General features: G+C 68.1%; 17 protein-coding genes. 10 read left to right on the top strand and 7 right to left on the bottom strand.

Annotated features, from left to right (window positions below; all coding sequences use genetic code 11):
• Positions 1 to 109: 109 nt before the first annotated feature.
• Entirely contained in the window at positions 110 to 1,354 is a 1,245-nt protein-coding gene (locus JO391_RS18400) for a urate hydroxylase PuuD (protein ID WP_220661858.1), read from the top strand.
• Here the strand turns inward: JO391_RS18400 and JO391_RS18395 are convergent, their stop codons facing one another.
• Positions 1,355 to 2,329 (bottom strand): aldose epimerase family protein, encoded by a 975-nt coding sequence (locus tag JO391_RS18395; protein WP_220661857.1) that lies wholly within the window; start codon positions 2,327 to 2,329, stop codon positions 1,355 to 1,357.
• 58 nt (positions 2,330 to 2,387) lie between these two features.
• Positions 2,388 to 3,341 (bottom strand): zinc ABC transporter substrate-binding protein, encoded by a 954-nt coding sequence (locus tag JO391_RS18390; protein ID WP_220661856.1) that lies wholly within the window; start codon positions 3,339 to 3,341, stop codon positions 2,388 to 2,390.
• A 46-nt stretch (positions 3,342 to 3,387) separates the two neighbouring features.
• On the opposite strand from JO391_RS18390, the gene JO391_RS18385 reads away from it, so the two are divergent.
• The 5 genes from JO391_RS18385 to JO391_RS18365 all read left to right on the top strand — a co-directional run bounded on the left by JO391_RS18385 (position 3,388) and on the right by JO391_RS18365 (position 6,366).
• Positions 3,388 to 3,882: a Fur family transcriptional regulator gene (locus tag JO391_RS18385; RefSeq protein ID WP_220661855.1), complete on the top strand. Its 495-nt coding sequence runs from the start codon at positions 3,388 to 3,390 to the stop codon at positions 3,880 to 3,882.
• Entirely contained in the window at positions 3,879 to 4,637 is a 759-nt protein-coding gene (locus JO391_RS18380) for an ATP-binding cassette domain-containing protein (RefSeq protein WP_220661854.1), read from the top strand. The genes JO391_RS18385 and JO391_RS18380 overlap by 4 nt, the downstream gene beginning before the upstream one ends.
• A complete protein-coding gene (locus tag JO391_RS18375; RefSeq protein ID WP_220661853.1) occupies positions 4,630 to 5,421 on the top strand; it encodes a metal ABC transporter permease in 792 nt (263 codons plus the stop codon). The genes JO391_RS18380 and JO391_RS18375 overlap by 8 nt, the downstream gene beginning before the upstream one ends.
• Positions 5,422 to 5,624: 203 nt before the next feature.
• Complete coding sequence (locus JO391_RS18370) at positions 5,625 to 5,927, top strand: hypothetical protein (RefSeq protein WP_220661852.1); 303 nt, start codon at positions 5,625 to 5,627, stop codon at positions 5,925 to 5,927.
• Between the two features lie 52 nt (positions 5,928 to 5,979).
• Positions 5,980 to 6,366: a helix-turn-helix domain-containing protein gene (locus tag JO391_RS18365; RefSeq protein WP_220661851.1), complete on the top strand. Its 387-nt coding sequence runs from the start codon at positions 5,980 to 5,982 to the stop codon at positions 6,364 to 6,366.
• A 69-nt stretch (positions 6,367 to 6,435) separates the two neighbouring features.
• Here JO391_RS18365 and JO391_RS18360 read toward each other — a convergent pair whose 3' ends face one another.
• Both JO391_RS18360 and JO391_RS18355 read right to left on the bottom strand, forming a co-directional pair.
• The gene (locus tag JO391_RS18360; protein ID WP_220661850.1) at positions 6,436 to 7,824 is read right to left on the bottom strand and encodes a PepSY-associated TM helix domain-containing protein; all 1,389 of its coding nucleotides are present in this window, start codon (positions 7,822 to 7,824) and stop codon (positions 6,436 to 6,438) included.
• Between the two features lie 33 nt (positions 7,825 to 7,857).
• The gene (locus JO391_RS18355) at positions 7,858 to 8,259 is read right to left on the bottom strand and encodes a hypothetical protein (protein WP_220661849.1); all 402 of its coding nucleotides are present in this window, start codon (positions 8,257 to 8,259) and stop codon (positions 7,858 to 7,860) included.
• 85 nt (positions 8,260 to 8,344) lie between these two features.
• Here JO391_RS18355 and mutS point away from each other — a divergent pair, with 85 nt between their 5' ends.
• The 3 genes from mutS to JO391_RS18340 all read left to right on the top strand — a co-directional run bounded on the left by mutS (position 8,345) and on the right by JO391_RS18340 (position 12,782).
• Positions 8,345 to 10,996 (top strand): DNA mismatch repair protein MutS, encoded by a 2,652-nt coding sequence (gene mutS / locus JO391_RS18350; protein WP_220661848.1) that lies wholly within the window; start codon positions 8,345 to 8,347, stop codon positions 10,994 to 10,996.
• A gap of 96 nt (positions 10,997 to 11,092) precedes the next feature.
• Positions 11,093 to 11,980, top strand: coding sequence for a YghX family hydrolase (gene yghX / locus JO391_RS18345; RefSeq protein ID WP_220661847.1), 888 nt, complete (start codon positions 11,093 to 11,095; stop codon positions 11,978 to 11,980).
• 64 nt (positions 11,981 to 12,044) lie between these two features.
• Positions 12,045 to 12,782 (top strand): siderophore-interacting protein, encoded by a 738-nt coding sequence (locus JO391_RS18340; RefSeq protein ID WP_220661846.1) that lies wholly within the window; start codon positions 12,045 to 12,047, stop codon positions 12,780 to 12,782.
• 120 nt (positions 12,783 to 12,902) lie between these two features.
• Here JO391_RS18340 and pcaF read toward each other — a convergent pair whose 3' ends face one another.
• From pcaF to JO391_RS18325, 3 genes are read right to left on the bottom strand one after another with little or no spacing between them, the layout of a single operon-like run.
• Entirely contained in the window at positions 12,903 to 14,102 is a 1,200-nt protein-coding gene (pcaF, locus tag JO391_RS18335; RefSeq protein WP_220661845.1) for a 3-oxoadipyl-CoA thiolase, read from the bottom strand.
• 1 nt (position 14,103) lies between these two features.
• The gene (locus JO391_RS18330; RefSeq protein WP_220661844.1) at positions 14,104 to 14,775 is read right to left on the bottom strand and encodes a 3-oxoacid CoA-transferase subunit B; all 672 of its coding nucleotides are present in this window, start codon (positions 14,773 to 14,775) and stop codon (positions 14,104 to 14,106) included.
• Positions 14,772 to 15,506 (bottom strand): 3-oxoacid CoA-transferase subunit A, encoded by a 735-nt coding sequence (locus JO391_RS18325; protein ID WP_220661843.1) that lies wholly within the window; start codon positions 15,504 to 15,506, stop codon positions 14,772 to 14,774. Before JO391_RS18325 ends, JO391_RS18330 begins: the two co-directional genes overlap by 4 nt.
• A gap of 118 nt (positions 15,507 to 15,624) precedes the next feature.
• Between JO391_RS18325 and JO391_RS18320 the strand changes: the two genes are divergently transcribed.
• Entirely contained in the window at positions 15,625 to 16,362 is a 738-nt protein-coding gene (locus tag JO391_RS18320) for an IclR family transcriptional regulator domain-containing protein (protein WP_220664622.1), read from the top strand.
• Positions 16,363 to 16,404 lie beyond the last annotated feature (42 nt).

Genomic DNA, 16,404 nt, shown 5'->3' with positions numbered 1-16,404 from the left:
GGGCGCGCGCTGCGATCTTCCGGGGCTGTTTGAAAGTGATCCGGCATTTACCGGATTAACAGATCAATCACCCCCGGTATAGCCTTGCCCCGTCAGAAGGAGAGCCGCGATGTACGACTGGGCCGTGCTTTGGGAATGGGTGGAAATCGCGGCACGCTGGACGCATGTGATCACCGCCATCGCCTGGATCGGGTCGTCCTTCTACTTCATCGCGCTGGATCTTGGCCTGTACCGCGACCGCAATCTGGCCAGCGGCGCCGATGGCGAGGAATGGCAGGTCCACGGCGGCGGGTTCTACCATATCCAGAAATACCTGGTCGCCCCGGCCTCGATGCCCGACCACCTGACCTGGTTCAAATGGGAAAGCTATGCCACCTGGCTGTCAGGCTTCACCATGCTCGTTCTGGTCTACTACCTTGGCGCGGACCTGTATCTGGTCGATCCAAGCGTGGCCGACATCAAGGTCTGGCAGGCCATCCTGATCTCGCTCGCCTCGCTGGCCTTCGGCTGGCTGGCCTACAACCAGATCTGCAAGACCTTCGTGAATGCCAACCAGACCGTCGTGATGGTGGCGCTGTTTGTCGTGCTGGTGGCCATGGCCTGGGGCTATACCCAGGTCTTCACCGGCCGCGCGGCCCTGCTGCATCTGGGCGCCTTCACCGCCACGATCATGTCGGCCAACGTGTTCATGATCATCATCCCGAACCAGAAGATCGTGGTCGAGGATCTGAAGGCTGGCCGCAAGCCCGACCCGAAATACGGCAAGATCGCCAAGCAGCGCAGCACCCACAACAACTACCTGACACTGCCCGTGCTGTTCCTGATGCTGTCGAACCACTACCCGCTGGTCTTTGCCACCGAATACAACTGGATCATCGCCAGCCTCGTCTTCCTGATGGGCGTGACGATCCGGCACTGGTTCAACACCCAGCATGCGCGCAAGGGCAACCCGCACTGGACCTGGGCCGTCACCGTGCTTCTGTTCCTGGTCTGCGCCTGGCTCTCCACCGCCCCAATGCGGGCCGAGCCCGAGGTGGAGGGGCAGGCGCAACTGTCGCCCGAGGCGCTGGTCTATGCCGCCGCCCCCGGTTTCGATGACGTCGTGGGCATCGTGCAGGGCCGCTGTTCCATGTGCCACGCGGCCGAGCCGGGCTGGGAAGGCATGTACTGGCCACCCAAGGACGTGCGGCTGGAAACGCCCGAAGAAATCGCCACCGAGGCACGGCGCATCTACCTGCAGGCCGGCATCACCCATGCCATGCCGCCCGCCAATGTCAGCTACATCGAACCCGAGGAACGGGCCCAGATCGTGAAATGGTTCCGCGCTGCGGGTGTCGGCGGCGTCGAAGGTTAGTCAAGCGTTAGCAAACCGCCATTCGGTAACCTGGATGCAAGGCGCCTCGGGTCCGACCTCGATGGACGGAAATCCGGCATGGTTCGGCGCGTCGGGCCAGTTCTGGGCCTCGATGGCGATGCCTTCATAGAATGGCCCGCCGGGGCGCGCGGCGCTGCGGGCATCATAAACCTGGATGCCCGGCTCGGTGGTGGCCACGGTCATCGTCACCCCGCCGCGGCCCTTCAGCCACAGCACGTCCCGCAGGTCGGTGCGGGTCTCGGACAGGCAGAAGTTCGTGTCGAAGGGCGGCTCGCCGGGGGCAATTTCACGAGCCTCGCGCAGGTCCCAGGGGGTGCCCGCCACATCGGCGATCTCGCCGGTGGGTGCGAAGAAATCGGTGGTCGGCAGGCGCCGGTCGGCGGCGACCCGCAGGGAATGGCCGGCCCAGTTGGGGGTGCCGTCCAGGTTCCAGTAGGAATGGTTGGCAAAGTTCACCAGCGTCAACTCGTCAGTGGTGGTCGTCACTTCCATCCGCAGGCTGGCGGGCGCCTCTACCAAAAAACGGCAGGTCACATGACGGTTGCCGGGAAAGCCACCTTCCCCGCGGGAAAGATCCACCGCCAGGGTGACTTGGGCTTCGTCCGCCGAAACGATGGTCCAGTGCTTTGCCCGCGTGCAGCAGGCCCCGGAATGCTGGGTGTGCTGGCCCAGAAGATTGGCCTCGAACCGGTGCATATTGCCGCCGATGGGCGCCTGGGCATTGGTGAAGCGGTTCACCACCGGCCCGATCAACGAGCCGTGGCTGCGCATCGGGCCGATGTAATCGGCCAGCCGGTCGGACCCAAGCGTCAGATCATGCGCCACGCTTGCCAGCCGCACCGATTGCAGGATCGCCCCCAGGGTCAGCACCCGCACCGTCAGGTCGCCCGCCGAAAGGGTGACGGCTTGCACGTCGATCCCGCTGTCGGTCGTGCCGAAAACCTCAATGCCCATGCGTCACCTCTTGGTCCGGCCCTTGGTGGCCGGGCCATGCGGCAAGGTCAAGCCGGGCTCAGGGCTTCAGGCAGGCCACCAGCGTGTCGGCCATCGTGGACAGCACCGCCGGGTACAGGTCCGGCCCCGGTTCCATCGACGATCCCGTGGGGTCCAGCGCGCCGCCCTGCTTCACACCGGTATCGGCAACGATGGTTTCCACCATCTTCGGGTCATGCTGCACCTCGGGAAAGATGCAGACCGCGCCATGCTCGGCCAGGTCGCGAATCTCGGCCAGCCGCGCCGCACCGGGCGCCGAGGCATCGCCAAGCGCCACGGTCCCCTCGAGCGTCAGGCCGTAATGGGCGACGTAGTAGCCATAGGCGTCGTGGAAGGCGATGAACGGCCGGTCGGCAATGGCGCCAAGCTGGGTGGTCAGCCGGACATCCAGCGCCCCGATCTCTGCCTCGGCCGCCGCAGCATTGGCGGCATAGGTCTCGGCATTGGCCGGGTCGAGGCGCGACAGTTCGCCGGCGATCAGGTCCAGCCAAAGCACCGCGTTCTGCGGGTCAAGCCAGGCATGGGGATCGGTGCCATCGTGGTGGTGGTGCTCCTCCTCGCCGGCTGCCGCTTCGTCATGATCGTGGTCATGCCCCTCTTCGGCGCCTTCCTCATGGTCGTGATCGGCACCCTCCGGAAACTGCCGCGTCACCGTGCCCGGCGCATCCAGCAGCACCAGTTGCGCCGGCCCGGCGGACAGCGCATCCAGCGCCCGGTCCAGCCAGGGCGTCAGTTCCGGCCCGATCCAGACCACCAGCCCCGCCTGCCCAAGCGCGGCGGCCTGGCTGGGTTTCAACTGGTAGGAATGCTCGTCTCCCCCCTTGGGCAGCAGAAGCTCGGGCGTGCCAAGGTCGCCCATGACCATCGACACCAGCGAATGAACCGGCTGGATGTCGGTGACGACCACCGGCACTTCGGCCGCGACGGGAAGGGCAAGGGTGCTGGCAATAGCCAGAGATATGATATAACGCATCGCATCGCTCCGGGGTTTGGGCTGGGCATAGGGGTTACAGTATAACATGTCAACCGACGATCCGGCCGAGCGGGCCTTCGCCCATCACGATCACGCGCATTGCACCGCCGACGTGCTTGCCCAGGCCGAGACGATGCTGGCCGCTCAGGGCGCTCGCCTGACGCCGGTACGCCGCCGTGTGCTGGAAATCCTGCTGGAAGAACATCGGGCGCTTGGCGCCTATGACGTGTTGAATCGGTTGGCGGCGGAAGGCTTCGGCAACCAGCCGCCGGTGGCCTATCGCGCGCTGGATTTCCTTGAAGAGCATGGGCTTGCGCACCGAATCCGTCGCCTGAACGCCTTTTGCGCCTGCATGCACCCCGGTGAGGCGCACGCCCCGGTGTTCCTGATCTGCCGATCCTGCGACATGGTGGCCGAAGCCGCCGGGGCTTCGGTGCGGACCGCACTTGAAGAGGCGGCGGCCGGCGCAGGCTTTGTCGTGGAACGCTCCACGGTCGAGGCGCTTGGCCTGTGCCCCGCCTGCCGGGAGGCCGCGGCATGAGCCTGATCGGGGCACGCGGCCTGACGGTCAGGCTGGGCGGAGAAGAGGTTCTGAAGGGCGTCTCGCTGGCGGTGGAGCCGGGCGAGATCGTTACGATCCTTGGCCCGAACGGCTCGGGCAAGTCCACGCTGCTGCGGGCACTTCTGGGGATCCTGCCCGTCTCCTCGGGCGAGGTCACGCGGGCGCCGGACCTGCGCATCGGCTACGTGCCGCAGCGGCTGGCCATCGACCCGTCGTTGCCGATGACGGTGCGGCGGTTCCTTTCGCTGCCGGCGCGCGTCCCCGACGACCGGGCCGCGGCGGCGCTGAGGCGCGTGGGTGTGCCAGAGGTCGGGCAGCGGCAGATGGCGGCGCTGTCGGGCGGCCAGTTCCAGCGGGTCTTGCTGGCGCGGGCGCTGTTGTCGGACCCGCAGGTGCTGATTCTGGACGAGCCGACGCAGGGGCTGGACCAGCCGGGCGAGGCGGCATTCTACCGGCTGATCGAGGAGGTACGGGCGGAAACCGGGGTGGCCGTGCTGATGGTCAGCCATGACCTGCATGTCGTGATGGCCGCCAGCGACCGGGTGATCTGCCTGAACCACCATATCTGCTGCGAGGGAACGCCTCGGGTTGTCTCGTCGGCGCCGGAGTATCGGGCGCTGTTCGGGCTGGGCACCAGGGGGGCGCTGGCGCTGTACCGGCACGAGCACGACCACAGCCATGAGGGCGACGACCACCTGCCCCATGCCCATGAGCACGAGCACCACCATGCTTGACGATTTTCTGGTGCGGGCCGTGCTGGCCGGGGTGGGGCTGGTGCTGGCGACGGGGCCCCTTGGCAGTTTCGTGGTCTGGCGGCGGATGGCCTATTTCGGGGATGCGACAGCCCATGCCGCGATCCTGGGGGTGGCGCTGGCGCTGGCCACAGAGCTGCCGGTGGGCCTGGGCGTGCTGGTCGTGGCGCTGGCCATGGCGGTGACGGTGTCGACCCTGGCCGCGAAGGGCTGGGCGATGGACACCACCCTTGGAGTGCTGGCCCATTCGGCGCTGGCGGTGGGGCTGGTGGCGGTGTCCTTCCTGCCGGGGGTCCGCACCGACCTGTCAGCCTGGCTGTTCGGGGATATCCTCGCGGTGAGCCGGATGGACCTGGCGTTCATCTGGGGCGGGTCCGCCCTGGTGGTGGCGCTGATGGTCTGGCGCTGGCCGGCGCTTCTGACCGCGACCCTGAGCGAAGACCTGGCCCATGCCTCGGGCATAAGGCCCGACCGGGAGCGGCTGGTGCTGACCCTGGCGCTGGCGCTGGTGGTGGCGGTGGCGTTGAAGATCGTGGGGGCCCTGCTGATTGCGGCCCTGCTGATCATTCCGGCGGCGGCGGCGCGGGGGGTGGCGCGGACGCCGGAGGCGATGGCCCTGCTGGCCTCGGCCGTGGGGGCGGTTGCCGTGGGGGCGGGGCTTTGGGGGTCCTTGACCTGGGACACCCCGGCAGGGCCCTCGATCATTGCGGCCGCAGCGGCCCTGTTTGCCGGGATCGCCCTGGGGGGCGCTTTCCGGCGGGGCTAGGCGTCCGAGCTCGGACGCTTGGCGCGCCCCATATATTTCAATGGGTTGCGCAATCCGATTCATGGGCGGTTAAGGATTGGCCGCTAGAGCGGATTGTATCCCACAGGGACGCCGGGTCCGTGCCGGACGGGCATGGGGTCGCGGCACCATGGGCAACTTGATTTTCATACGCCACTGGAGTATGAATTCTGCAGAAACATGACGTGGACTACCGCCTGCTGGATGACGGTTCGGAAGGTCTGGTCGCCACACTGGTGATCGACCTGCCGGGGGCAACGATCATCGTGATGGGCGAGCTTGAGGACAGGGACGGCGGCCTTGTCGTGGATCGCGTTCACATCTCGACTTCGCCGGTGGGCGCAGGCGCCCTGACGCGGCGGGTGATGGCAGTGATCGCGGCGCGCATCTTGGAGGACACCGGTTATGACTGGATCATCGTTCGTGGAGCGGCTCGCACGACAGGGGCGCGTCCAGGCCATATCCCGCGTGAATTCCGGTTCCCCTGAAGAGGTGGTTCTGAGACCTGGCCGCATTGCGCCGGATGTGGTTGAGGCGACCTTGGCGCTCGCCCGGCGCGGCGCGACACTGCTGCGGGCCAAGCGCGCGATCGAAAAGGCGCTGGAATCGGGCGATGCCGTGGTTTCGCTGCCGACGGTGGAAGATGCGGACCGGCTTGCCAGCGACCTGGAGGCGGCGGGCATCTCCGTTGTCATCCGCAGCGCCATCGACCGTGATCTGAAGGCGCATTTCGCCGCGCGCGTGAAGGACCTGCGTGCCCGGCTTCGCCTGTCTCAGGACGAGTTTGCGCGGGACTACAACCTGAACAAGAAGACCGTACAGGGTTGGGAGCTTGGCAAGAAGGTCCCCGACCACGGCAACCGGCTGCTGATCCGAATGATCGAGACAGATCCGGCCGCGGTCAGGCGCCTGGTCAACGGCGGCTGAAGGAGCCGAAGCCCGGCCCATGGAGACATCGGGGAAGGGAGCCGGAGAGCGACTCCCCTCCCCCTTCCGTCAGTTCAGCGCGCGGCGCAGGCCCGGCATGAAGCGCAGGACGAGGGCGTCGAGCGCGATCACGGCGAGCATGGCGAGGCCTGCCAGCGGGAACATCACGCCCACAGCCAGAACGATGACCAGAGCGCCCTTCCACAGAGTCATGTCCTGCGGGCGGGGCGGCGCGCCCAGGCGCGAGGCGCCTTCGGGGCGGCGTTTCCACCAGAGCACAAGGCCGGAGACGGGCAGGAAGATCATCGACAGGCAGAACAGCGTGTTCAGCGCGAGGTTCCAGACGCCCATGTCGCCTTCGTGGAAGGCAATGCCCCAGGCCATCATCTTGGCGTAAGCGGAGTAGTCGGCATAGCGCACGTCGGCCAGCACGTTGCCGGTGTACTGGTCGATATGGAGCGTGCGGTCGCCCCAGGGGTCCGGGCCGTCATTCGACATGGAGTCGTGGCTGATGGTCCAGACGCCTTCGGCCCCCGAGGGCATGTTGACCTGGAACCGGCCATTGAAGCCAAGCGCGCGGGCGAAATCCGCGATGCCGTCGAAGGTGACGGGCATGGCGACCGCGGGCTGGCCGGCGAGCGAGCCGGATTCCGGCATCGGCGTCTTTTCCAGCGCCCAGGGCACCTCTTTCGCCGCGCCGTGGTTCATGTCGGCATGGGTCTTGTCCGAGAGCGGCACGGCATCCCATTTCTCGGCCGGAAAGGTGGACCAGGCCTGCACGAACTTGTCGCCCCAGATGCCGGCCCAGGACAGGCCGGAGATGAAGAACACCAGCATGACGATCGAGGCCCACCAGCCGACCACGCCATGCAGCGACTTCCACAGCGCCCGGCCCTTTGCGGCAAGGCGGGGCGTGAAGGGGTTGCCCGAACCGTTGCGCGGCCAGTGCAGGTAGATGCCGGTAACGACCAGCAGCACGCCGAGGCTCGCGGCGGTTTCGATCAGCCGGTCGCCGAAATTGCCAAGCAGAAGGGTGCCGTGGATGTCGGTTGCGAAATCGTACCAGCCGGCGCGCCAGGGGAAGGTTTCGACGACGGTGCCGGTGTAGGGGTCGATGACCACGGTGGTGGAGGCATCGCCGGCATCGACCTTGAACACGGCCACGCGGTCGGGGGCCATCGGCTCGATATACTGGCTGGCGGTGCCGCCGGGGATTGCGGCTTCGGCGGCGGCCTGGAGTGCCGAGACGGCCATCGGGGCGCCGGTGACGGTGACATAGCCGCGCTCGCCGTTCAGTTCGGTGGTGGCGCTGACCCAGAGCATGATGAGGCCGGTGACGGCCAGCATCATGAGGAAGGGAATGACGTAAAGCCCGGCATAGAAGTGCCAGCGCCAGGCGGTAAAATAGTGACGGTTGAGCTGCGCCTTGGCGGCAGCCTTCGGTTGGACGGTATCCATGATGACCTCTGCTGATTTCGGGAAAGGGAGAAATCAGGCGAAGGACGGGGGGCCGCGGGCAGAGGGGGCGATGACCTGCTCTGCCGGCGCGCCGGAAGCGGGCGGAGGCAGTTCAAGGGTGGTGGCAAGCTGCCACAGCGGATCGGGCAGGAGGAGCGGCTGCGCCTCGGCCCAAAGCGGCTGAGCGCTGGCCCAGTCGCAGGTGCCATGCGGGTTGTCCTGCGGCACGGGCCGGGTTTCGCCGGTGGCAGGGTCCAGCACCATCTGCACCGGGCCATCTCCGGTGCAGAGCACGAGAACAAGGCTGCCGTCGGCCGCAACATAGGGCATGGCGGCGCGCGGCAGGAGCGAGCCGAGCGCCAGCACGGCGACCATCGCGGCCAGGGTGAGGCCGCGAAGCTGCGGGATGCCGCGAAGGTGCCGGAACGGTGCCATGGCCGTTGGCTAGCGGCGCGCGGCGGCGCGGTCAAGTCGCGCGGCGGCGCTTGCGGCGCCCTGCGTTCGGCTTCATTCTTGGGACATGAGCGAAGACCACAGCATCTTGGCCGTCACGCCGATGATGGCGCAGTATCTGGAGATCAAGGCAGAGCATCCCGATGCGCTGCTGTTCTACCGGATGGGCGATTTCTACGAGATGTTCTTTGACGATGCCGTGCTGGCCTCGGAGGCGCTGGACATCGCGCTGACGAAGCGGGGCACGCATCTTGGCGAGCCGATCCAGATGTGCGGCGTGCCGATCCATGCGGCGGAGGGCTATTTGCTGACGCTGATCCGCAAGGGCTTTCGTGTCGCCATCGCCGAGCAGATGGAAGACCCGGCCGAGGCGAAGAAGCGTGGGTCGAAATCGGTGGTGCGGCGCGAGGTGGTGCGGCTGGTCACGCCCGGCACGCTGACCGAGGACGCCCTGCTGGAGGCGCGGCGGCACAATTACCTGGCGGCATGGGCCGAGGTGCGCGAGGGGGCGGCGCTGGCCTGGGCGGACATCTCCACCGGCGAGATGCGGGTGATGCCCTGCCCGCTGGTGCGCCTGGGGCCGGAACTGGCCCGGCTGGCACCGCGCGAGGTTCTGGTTTCGGAGGCGCATGAGCGGGCGCTGGATGGGGTGGTGGCCGAGGCGGGCGCAGCGATGACGACGCTGTCGCGGGGGAGCTTCGATTCCTCGGGTGCCGATAAGCGGCTGTGTGCGCTGTGGGGCGTGGGGACGCTGGAGGCGTTCGGCAGCTTCGAGCGGGCCGAGCTGTCGGCCATGGGCGCGTTGGTGGATTACCTGGAGCTGACGCAGCGCGGGCGGCTGCCCCTGTTGCGCGCGCCGGTGAAGGAATCTGCGCTTGGCGCGATGCAGATCGACGCGGCGACGCGGCGGAACCTGGAGATCGTTCAGGGCATGTCGGGCGGGCGCGACGGCTCGCTTCTGGCCGCGGTGGACCGGACGGTGACGGCCGGGGGGGCACGACTGCTGGAGCGGCGGCTTGCGGCGCCGTCGCGCGACCTCGGGGTGATCCGGGGCAGGCTGGAGGCGGTGCGGTCGCTGGTGGAGGCGCCGGGGCTGCGCGAGCGGTTGCGCGATGGGTTGCGGCGGGTGCCGGACATGGACCGGGCGTTGTCACGGCTGGCGCTGGAGCGCGGGGGGCCGCGCGACCTGGCGGCGGTGCGGGCGGGGTTGGAGCAGGCCGGGCGGATCGCGGCGGAGGTGGCGGGTAGCGTGGCCGTGCTGGACGAGGCGGCGGCGGCGCTGGTCGGGCATGACGCGTTGGTGGCGCTGCTGGATGCGGCGCTGGTGGCGGAGCCGCCCTTGCTGGCGCGGGATGGTGGGTTCATCGCGGCGGGCTATGACGCCGAGCTGGACGAGACGCGGGCCCTGCGCGACGAGGGGCGGGGCGTGATTGCGCGGATGCAGGGCGAGTTCGTCGAGCTGACCGCGATCGCCAGCCTGAAGATCAAGCACAACAATGTGCTGGGGTATTTCATCGAGGTCACGGCGACGCATGAAGACAAGATGCGGTCGATGCCCGAGACCTTCATCCACCGCCAGACCACGGCGGGGCAGGTGCGGTTCACCACGGTCAAGCTGTCCGAGCTGGAGACGCGCATCCTGAACGCAGGCAACCATGCGTTGGAGATCGAGCGGCGGCTGTTTGAGACGCTTCGCGCGGCGGTGCTGGAGCGGGCGGGCGCGGTGGGCGCGGCGGCACGGGCGCTGGCCGAGGTGGATGTGACGGCGGCGCTGGCCGATCTGGCCGCGGCCGAGGGCTGGGTGGAGCCGGTGGTGGACGAGAGCCGCGCCTTTGACGTGGCGGGCGGGCGGCATCCGGTGGTGGAGCGGGCCTTGCGGCGGCAGGGGGCGGGGCCGTTCGTGGCCAACGACTGCGCGCTCACGCCGGGAGAGACGCCGGCGATCTGGCTGTTGACCGGGCCGAACATGGCGGGGAAATCCACCTTCCTGCGGCAGAACGCGCTGATTGCGCTGCTGGCGCAATCGGGGTCCTTCGTGCCGGCCTCGCGGGCACGGGTGGGGCTGGTGAGCCAGCTGTTCAGCCGGGTCGGCGCTTCGGACGATCTGGCGCGGGGGCGGTCCACCTTCATGGTGGAGATGGTGGAGACGGCGGCGATCCTGAACCAGGCGGATGACCGGGCGCTGGTGATCCTGGACGAGATCGGGCGGGGAACGGCGACCTATGACGGGCTGTCGATCGCCTGGGCCGTGCTGGAGCACTTGCACGGGGTGAACCGCTGCCGGGCGCTGTTCGCCACGCATTACCACGAGATGACGGCGCTGGCCGGCAAGCTGGATGGCGTGGAAAACGCGACCGTCGCGGTGAAGGAGTGGGAAGGCGAGGTCATCTTCCTGCACGAGGTGCGCAAAGGGGCGGCCGACCGCAGCTATGGCGTTCAGGTGGCGCGGCTGGCGGGGCTGCCCATGGCGGTGATCGAGCGGGCGCGCGTGGTGCTGGAGGCGCTGGAATCGGGCGAGCGTCAGGGGGGGGCACGGCCCTCGGCCCTGGTGGACGACCTGCCGTTGTTCCGCGTGGCCCCCGCAGCGCCGCCTGTAGCGGTCAAGGCGGCGCGGCCCTCGGAGGTGGAAGCGCGGCTGAAGGGGGTGCATCCGGACGAGCTGACCCCGCGCGAGGCGCTGGAGCTTCTGTACGAGTTGCGGGGGCTGATGCCGGAGTAGGACGGATGGCTCGCGGTTTCGTGAGCGGCAATGGCGACGGAAAGACGAGTCTACGGCGTATCATTGAGTCGGAAACGCCGCCAAGAGGAGCGCGAGATGACCCGGTTGACCGCCAAGGACTTCCCTGCCGAACTTCTGGAGCTTTACGATTTCTACGCCCACGGCCGCATCACCAAGCGCGAGTTCCTGGACCGCGCGGGCAAGTTCGCGGTGGGGGGCATGACCGCCATGGCGATCCTGTCGGCGATGTCGCCGGATTATGCGCTGGCGCAGCAGGTGGCCCCGGACGATGCCGGGATCGTTGCGGAGAGGATCACCTATCCCTCGCCCAACGGCCATGGCGAAGTGAAGGGCTATCTGGTGAAGCCCGCTGGCGCCACGGGCAAGCTGGGCGCCGTGGTGGTGGTGCATGAGAACCGCGGGCTGAACCCCTATATCCAGGACGTGGCGCGGCGTGTGGCCAAGGCGGGTTACATTGCGCTGGCGCCGGACGGGCTGAGCTCGGTCGGCGGCTATCCGGGCGACGACGAGAAGGGCCGCGAGTTGCAGGCCAGCGTGGATTCGACAAAGCTGATGAACGATTTCTTCGCCGCGGTCGAGTTCCTGATGACCCACGAGGACACCAACGGCAAGGTCGGGATCATCGGCTTCTGCTATGGCGGCGGCGTGGCCAATGCTGCGGCGGTGGCCTATCCTGAACTGGCGCTGGCCGTGCCCTTCTATGGCCGCCAGCCCGCGGCGGCGGATGTGCCGCGCATCCAGGCGCCGATCCTGCTGCACTATGCCGAGCTGGACACGCGGATCAACGAAGGCTGGCCGGCCTATGAGGCGGCGCTGAAAGAGAACGGCAAGACTTATGAAGCCTTCGTCTACCCCGGCGTGAACCACGGCTTCCACAACGACACGACGCCGCGTTATGACGAGGCCGCAGCTACCCTTGCCTGGGACAGGACGCTTGCCTGGTTCCAGAAATACCTGAGCTGAGCGCATCGCGCGGCTCGCTTCCACCGGTCAAGCTCTGCGCCAGACCACAACCGAAAGCAGGAACATGACCGAACTTCCCGTCATCGAACGTCACCGCCTGGAAACCCGCCGCCGCCGCCTGACCGTGGCGGCGGTTGAGCGCCTTTCGCCCGCGATGCTGCGGCTGGTGCTGCAGGGAGACGAGCTTGAGGGCTTTACCTCGTTGTCGCCCGACGATCACATCAAGATCTTTGTGCCGGACGGCACGGGCGGAGCCGCAATGCGGGACTATACGCCGCGCCGCCATGATGCGGCGGCGGGGCGGCTGTGGCTGGACTTCGCGCTGCATGATGCAGGCCCGGCGACGCTGTGGGCTCTGTCGGTGAAACCGGGCGATATTGCCGAGATCGGCGGGCCGCGCGGGTCGCAGGTCATTGGCGGGCCGATCGTCCACTGGGTGCTGGTCGGCGATGAGACGGCGTTGCCCGCCATTGCCCGGCGGATCGAGGAACTGCCCGCGGGCGCCCGGGTCACGAGCCTGGTTGCCGTGCCCTCGGCGGCGGACGAGCAGGTGTTCGACACTGAGGCCGACCATCGGGCGATCTGGGTTCACCGCGACTCTGCCACCGACCCGGTTCCCGTGCTGGCTCGGCTGGCCGAGGTCGAGATGATCCCCGGCACCTTTGTCTGGATCGCGGCCGAGGCCGGGGTGGCGCGGGCCCTGCGCGACCATTTCCTTGACCGCGGCCACCACAAGGCCTGGATGAAGGCCTCGGGCTATTGGGTGGCGGGGCAGGCAGACGCCAGCGACAAGAATCTGTAGGGCCGATTGCGTTCAACCCGATTCAGATTGAACGCTATCAAAGACAGACAGACCGTTGGGGGTGTTTCGCATCTTGCTCGATCAGGTGAAACTGATCGAGCGGGATGCGCACTCGTCCGGTCAGACCCGTTCCAGCGCGATGGCGATACCCTGGCCCACGCCGATGCACATGGTGGAGAGCGACCGGAGACCGCCGATCTGGCGAAGCTCCAGCGCCGCAGTGCCGGTGATGCGGGCGCCGGTCATGCCAAGCGGGTGGCCAAGCGCGATGGCGCCGCCGTTGCGGTTCACGCGGTCGTCGCCATCGGAGATGCCGAGCATCCGCAGCGAGGCAAGGCCCTGGGCGGCGAAGGCTTCATTGATCTCGATCACGTCGAAATCGGCCTGGGTCAGGCCAAGGCGCTGCATCAGCTTCTGGCTGGCGGGTGCCGGGCCGATGCCCATGACGCGGGGCGGCACGCCAGCGGTGGCGCCGCCCAGGATGCGGGCGATGGGGGTGAGCCCGTGCTTGCGGGCGCCTGCCTCTGACGCGAGGATCAGCGCGGCGGCGCCGTCGTTCACACCGCTGGCGTTGCCCGCAGTGACCGAGCCGCCGGCGAACAGAGGCTTCAGCTTGGCCAGCGCCTCGGGCGTGGTGGCGCGCGGGTGTTCGTCGCGGTCCACGATGACCGGATCGCCCTTTTTCTGCGGGATGGTCACGGGGGTGATTTCGCGGGCCAGGCGGCCGTTGGCCTGGGCGGCAGCGGCCTTGGCCTGCGAATCCAGCGCCATGGCATCCTGCGCTTCGCGGGTGACGCCGTAGTCGTCGGCGACGTTCTGGCCGGTCTGCGGCATGGAGTCGGTGCCGTGCATCGCCTCCATCGCCGGGTTCACGAAGCGCCAGCCGATGGTGGTGTCGAAGATCTCGGCCTGGCGCGAGAAGGCGCTTTCGGCCTTGCCCATGACGAAGGGCGCACGGCTCATGCTTTCGACGCCGCCGGCGATCATCAGGTCGGCCTCGCCGTTGCCGATCTGGCGGGCGGCGGCCAGCACGGCATCCATGCCCGAGCCGCAGAGGCGGTTGATGGTGGTGCCCGTGACATCCACCGGCAGGCCCGCCAGCAGGGCGGCCATGCGGGCGACGTTGCGGTTGTCTTCGCCGGCCTGGTTGGCGCAGCCGTAGATCACATCGTCTACCGCCTGCCAGTCCACGCCGGCGTTGCGGGCGACCAGCGCGCGGATCGGCAGGGCGGCCAGATCGTCGGTGCGGACCGAGGAGAGCGACCCGGCATAGCGGCCAATGGGCGTGCGGACGTAGTCGCAGATATAGACGGCGGTCATGTCAAAGCTCCGGTACGATCAGGTCGGCCACGGGGCCGGCCAGGTGAAGCCGCGCCCCGGTGAGGGATTGCAGGGCATCCAGCGACAGGGCAGGCAGCTTTTCGCGCAGGACGAAGTGCCCGTGTTCGATGTCGATCACGGCAAGGCTGGTGTAGACGCGGGTGACGCAGCCCACGCCGGTCAGTGGCAGGGTGCAGCGTTCCACGAGCTTGGGCTTGCCGTCGCGGGTGACATGTTCGGTGATGACGGCGACACGCTTGGCGCCGTGCACCAGGTCCATAGCGCCGCCGACGGCGGGCACGCCCTTGGGACCGGTGGACCAATTGGCAAGATCGCCGGTTTCGGCCACTTCGTAGGCGCCGAGGATCGCCACGTCGAGATGGCCGCCGCGCACCATGGCGAAGCTGTCGGCGTGGTGGAAGAAGGCGGTGCCGGGCTTCAGCGTGACAGCCTTCTTGCCGGCGTTGATGAGATCCCAGTCCTCTTGCCCCTGGGGCGGGGCCTCGCCGAAACCGAGGATGCCGTTTTCGGTGTGGAAGATCGCCGCGCGGCCGGGGGGCTGGAACCTTGCCACCATCTCGGGGAAGCCGATCCCCAAGTTGACATAGGCGCCGTCGGCGATGTCCTGGGCGGCGCGCCAGGCGATCTGGGTCGGGGTGAGGCGGTCGGTCATGGCGCGGGCTCCGGGTAGATGGCGCCGGCGCGGTTCAGGTCTTCCTCCTGCGCCGGGTGCGGGACCTGGACCACGGAGGTCACGAAGATGCCGGGGGTGATGACCTGTTCGGGGTCGATGTCGCCGGGTTCGACGAGGCGCGAGACCTGCACGATGGTGGTTGCGGCGGCCATGCACATCAGGGGGCCGAAGTTGCGCGCGGCCTTGTTGTAGGTGAGGTTGCCCAGGCGGTCGCCGAGATGCGCCTTGACCAGAGCGAAATCGGCCTTGAGCCAGCGTTCCTGGACGTAGGGCCGCCCCTCGAATTCGGCCACCGGCTTGCCCTTGGCGAGGTCCGTGCCGAAGGAGGTGGGGGTGTAGAAGGCCGGGATGCCCGCGCCGCCGGCGCGGATGCGTTCGGCCAGCGTGCCCTGGGGGACCAGTTCCAGCTCGATTTCGCCCGCCAGGTATTTCTGGGTGAACACCACCGGATCGGCCGAGCGCGGGAAGGAGCAGATGAGCTTTGCCACCATGCCCTGTTCGATCAGCGCGGCGAGGCCGACATGGCCGTTGCCGGCATTGTTGTTGATGACCGTCAGGCCGGTCGGGTGGCCGGTGGCGGTGTGGCGGTCGATCAGGGCGTGGATCAGCTCGATGGGCGAGCCGGAGCCGCCGAAACCGCCGATCATCACCACCGCCCCGTCGCCGATGCCGGCGACGGCTTCGGCAAGGCTGGGAACTGACTTGTCCATCGGATCCTCCTGTCCGACTTCGGGTACGGCAGGCGGGGGGCTTTCGTAAAGCCGATTTGTGCGATATGATAACTTTGTTCGATTATCGCACGGAGGCTGCGTGCCGGAACGGGACATCATGGGCGGGCTGGCCAAGGGGCTGGCGGTGATCGAGACCTTCACCGCCGAGCGGCCGCGCCAGACGATCTCCGAGGTGGCCGCCAGCGCAGGGCTGGACCGGGCGACGGCGCGGCGCTGCCTGCTGACGCTGGCGCAGAACGGCTATGCCGACCATGACGGCAAGTTCTTCACCCTGACGCCCAGGGTGCTGCGGCTTGGCACGGCTTGCCTTGCGACGATGCCCCTTCCCCAGATCGTGCAGCCGCTCTTGGACCGGCTGTCGGATGCCATCGGGGAAAGCTCTTCCGTGTCGATCCTTGACGGGGAGGAGATCGTCTATGTGGCACGGGCGGCGCAGCGGAAGGTGATGTCCATCGCGCTGATGCCGGGGAGCCGGTTGCCGGCCTATTGCACCTCGATGGGACGGGTGTTGCTGGCCGCCCTGCCCCCAGCCGAGGCCGAGGCGCGGCTGGCGGCGGCGGCGCGGCCGGCGCGGACGGCGCATACGCTGACCGGGGTGGCCGAGATCATGGCCGAGCTGGACCGGGTGCGGGCGCAGGGCCATGCGCTGAACGACCAGGAGGTCGAGCTGGGGCTGCGGTCGCTGGCGGTTCCGCTGGTGACGTCGCGGGGCCGGGTGGTGGCGGCGGCCAACATCGGCCTTGCGGTGGCCAGCCTGCCGGGGGAAGAGGTCCTGCCCCGGCTGTTGCCGCCGCTGATGGGCTTGCAGGCGGAGCTACGGGGGCTTTTGCGGTAGCGGGGGTTCGGCCGCATCGAAGGGCTTGCCTGTCCCGCATTG

It is taken from the genome of Neotabrizicola shimadae, assembly GCF_019623905.1.
Classification (GTDB): Bacteria; Pseudomonadota; Alphaproteobacteria; order Rhodobacterales; family Rhodobacteraceae; genus Neotabrizicola; species Neotabrizicola shimadae.
Note: the sequence above shows the minus strand (reverse complement) of the source record. Positions and strands in the feature narration are given on the sequence as shown.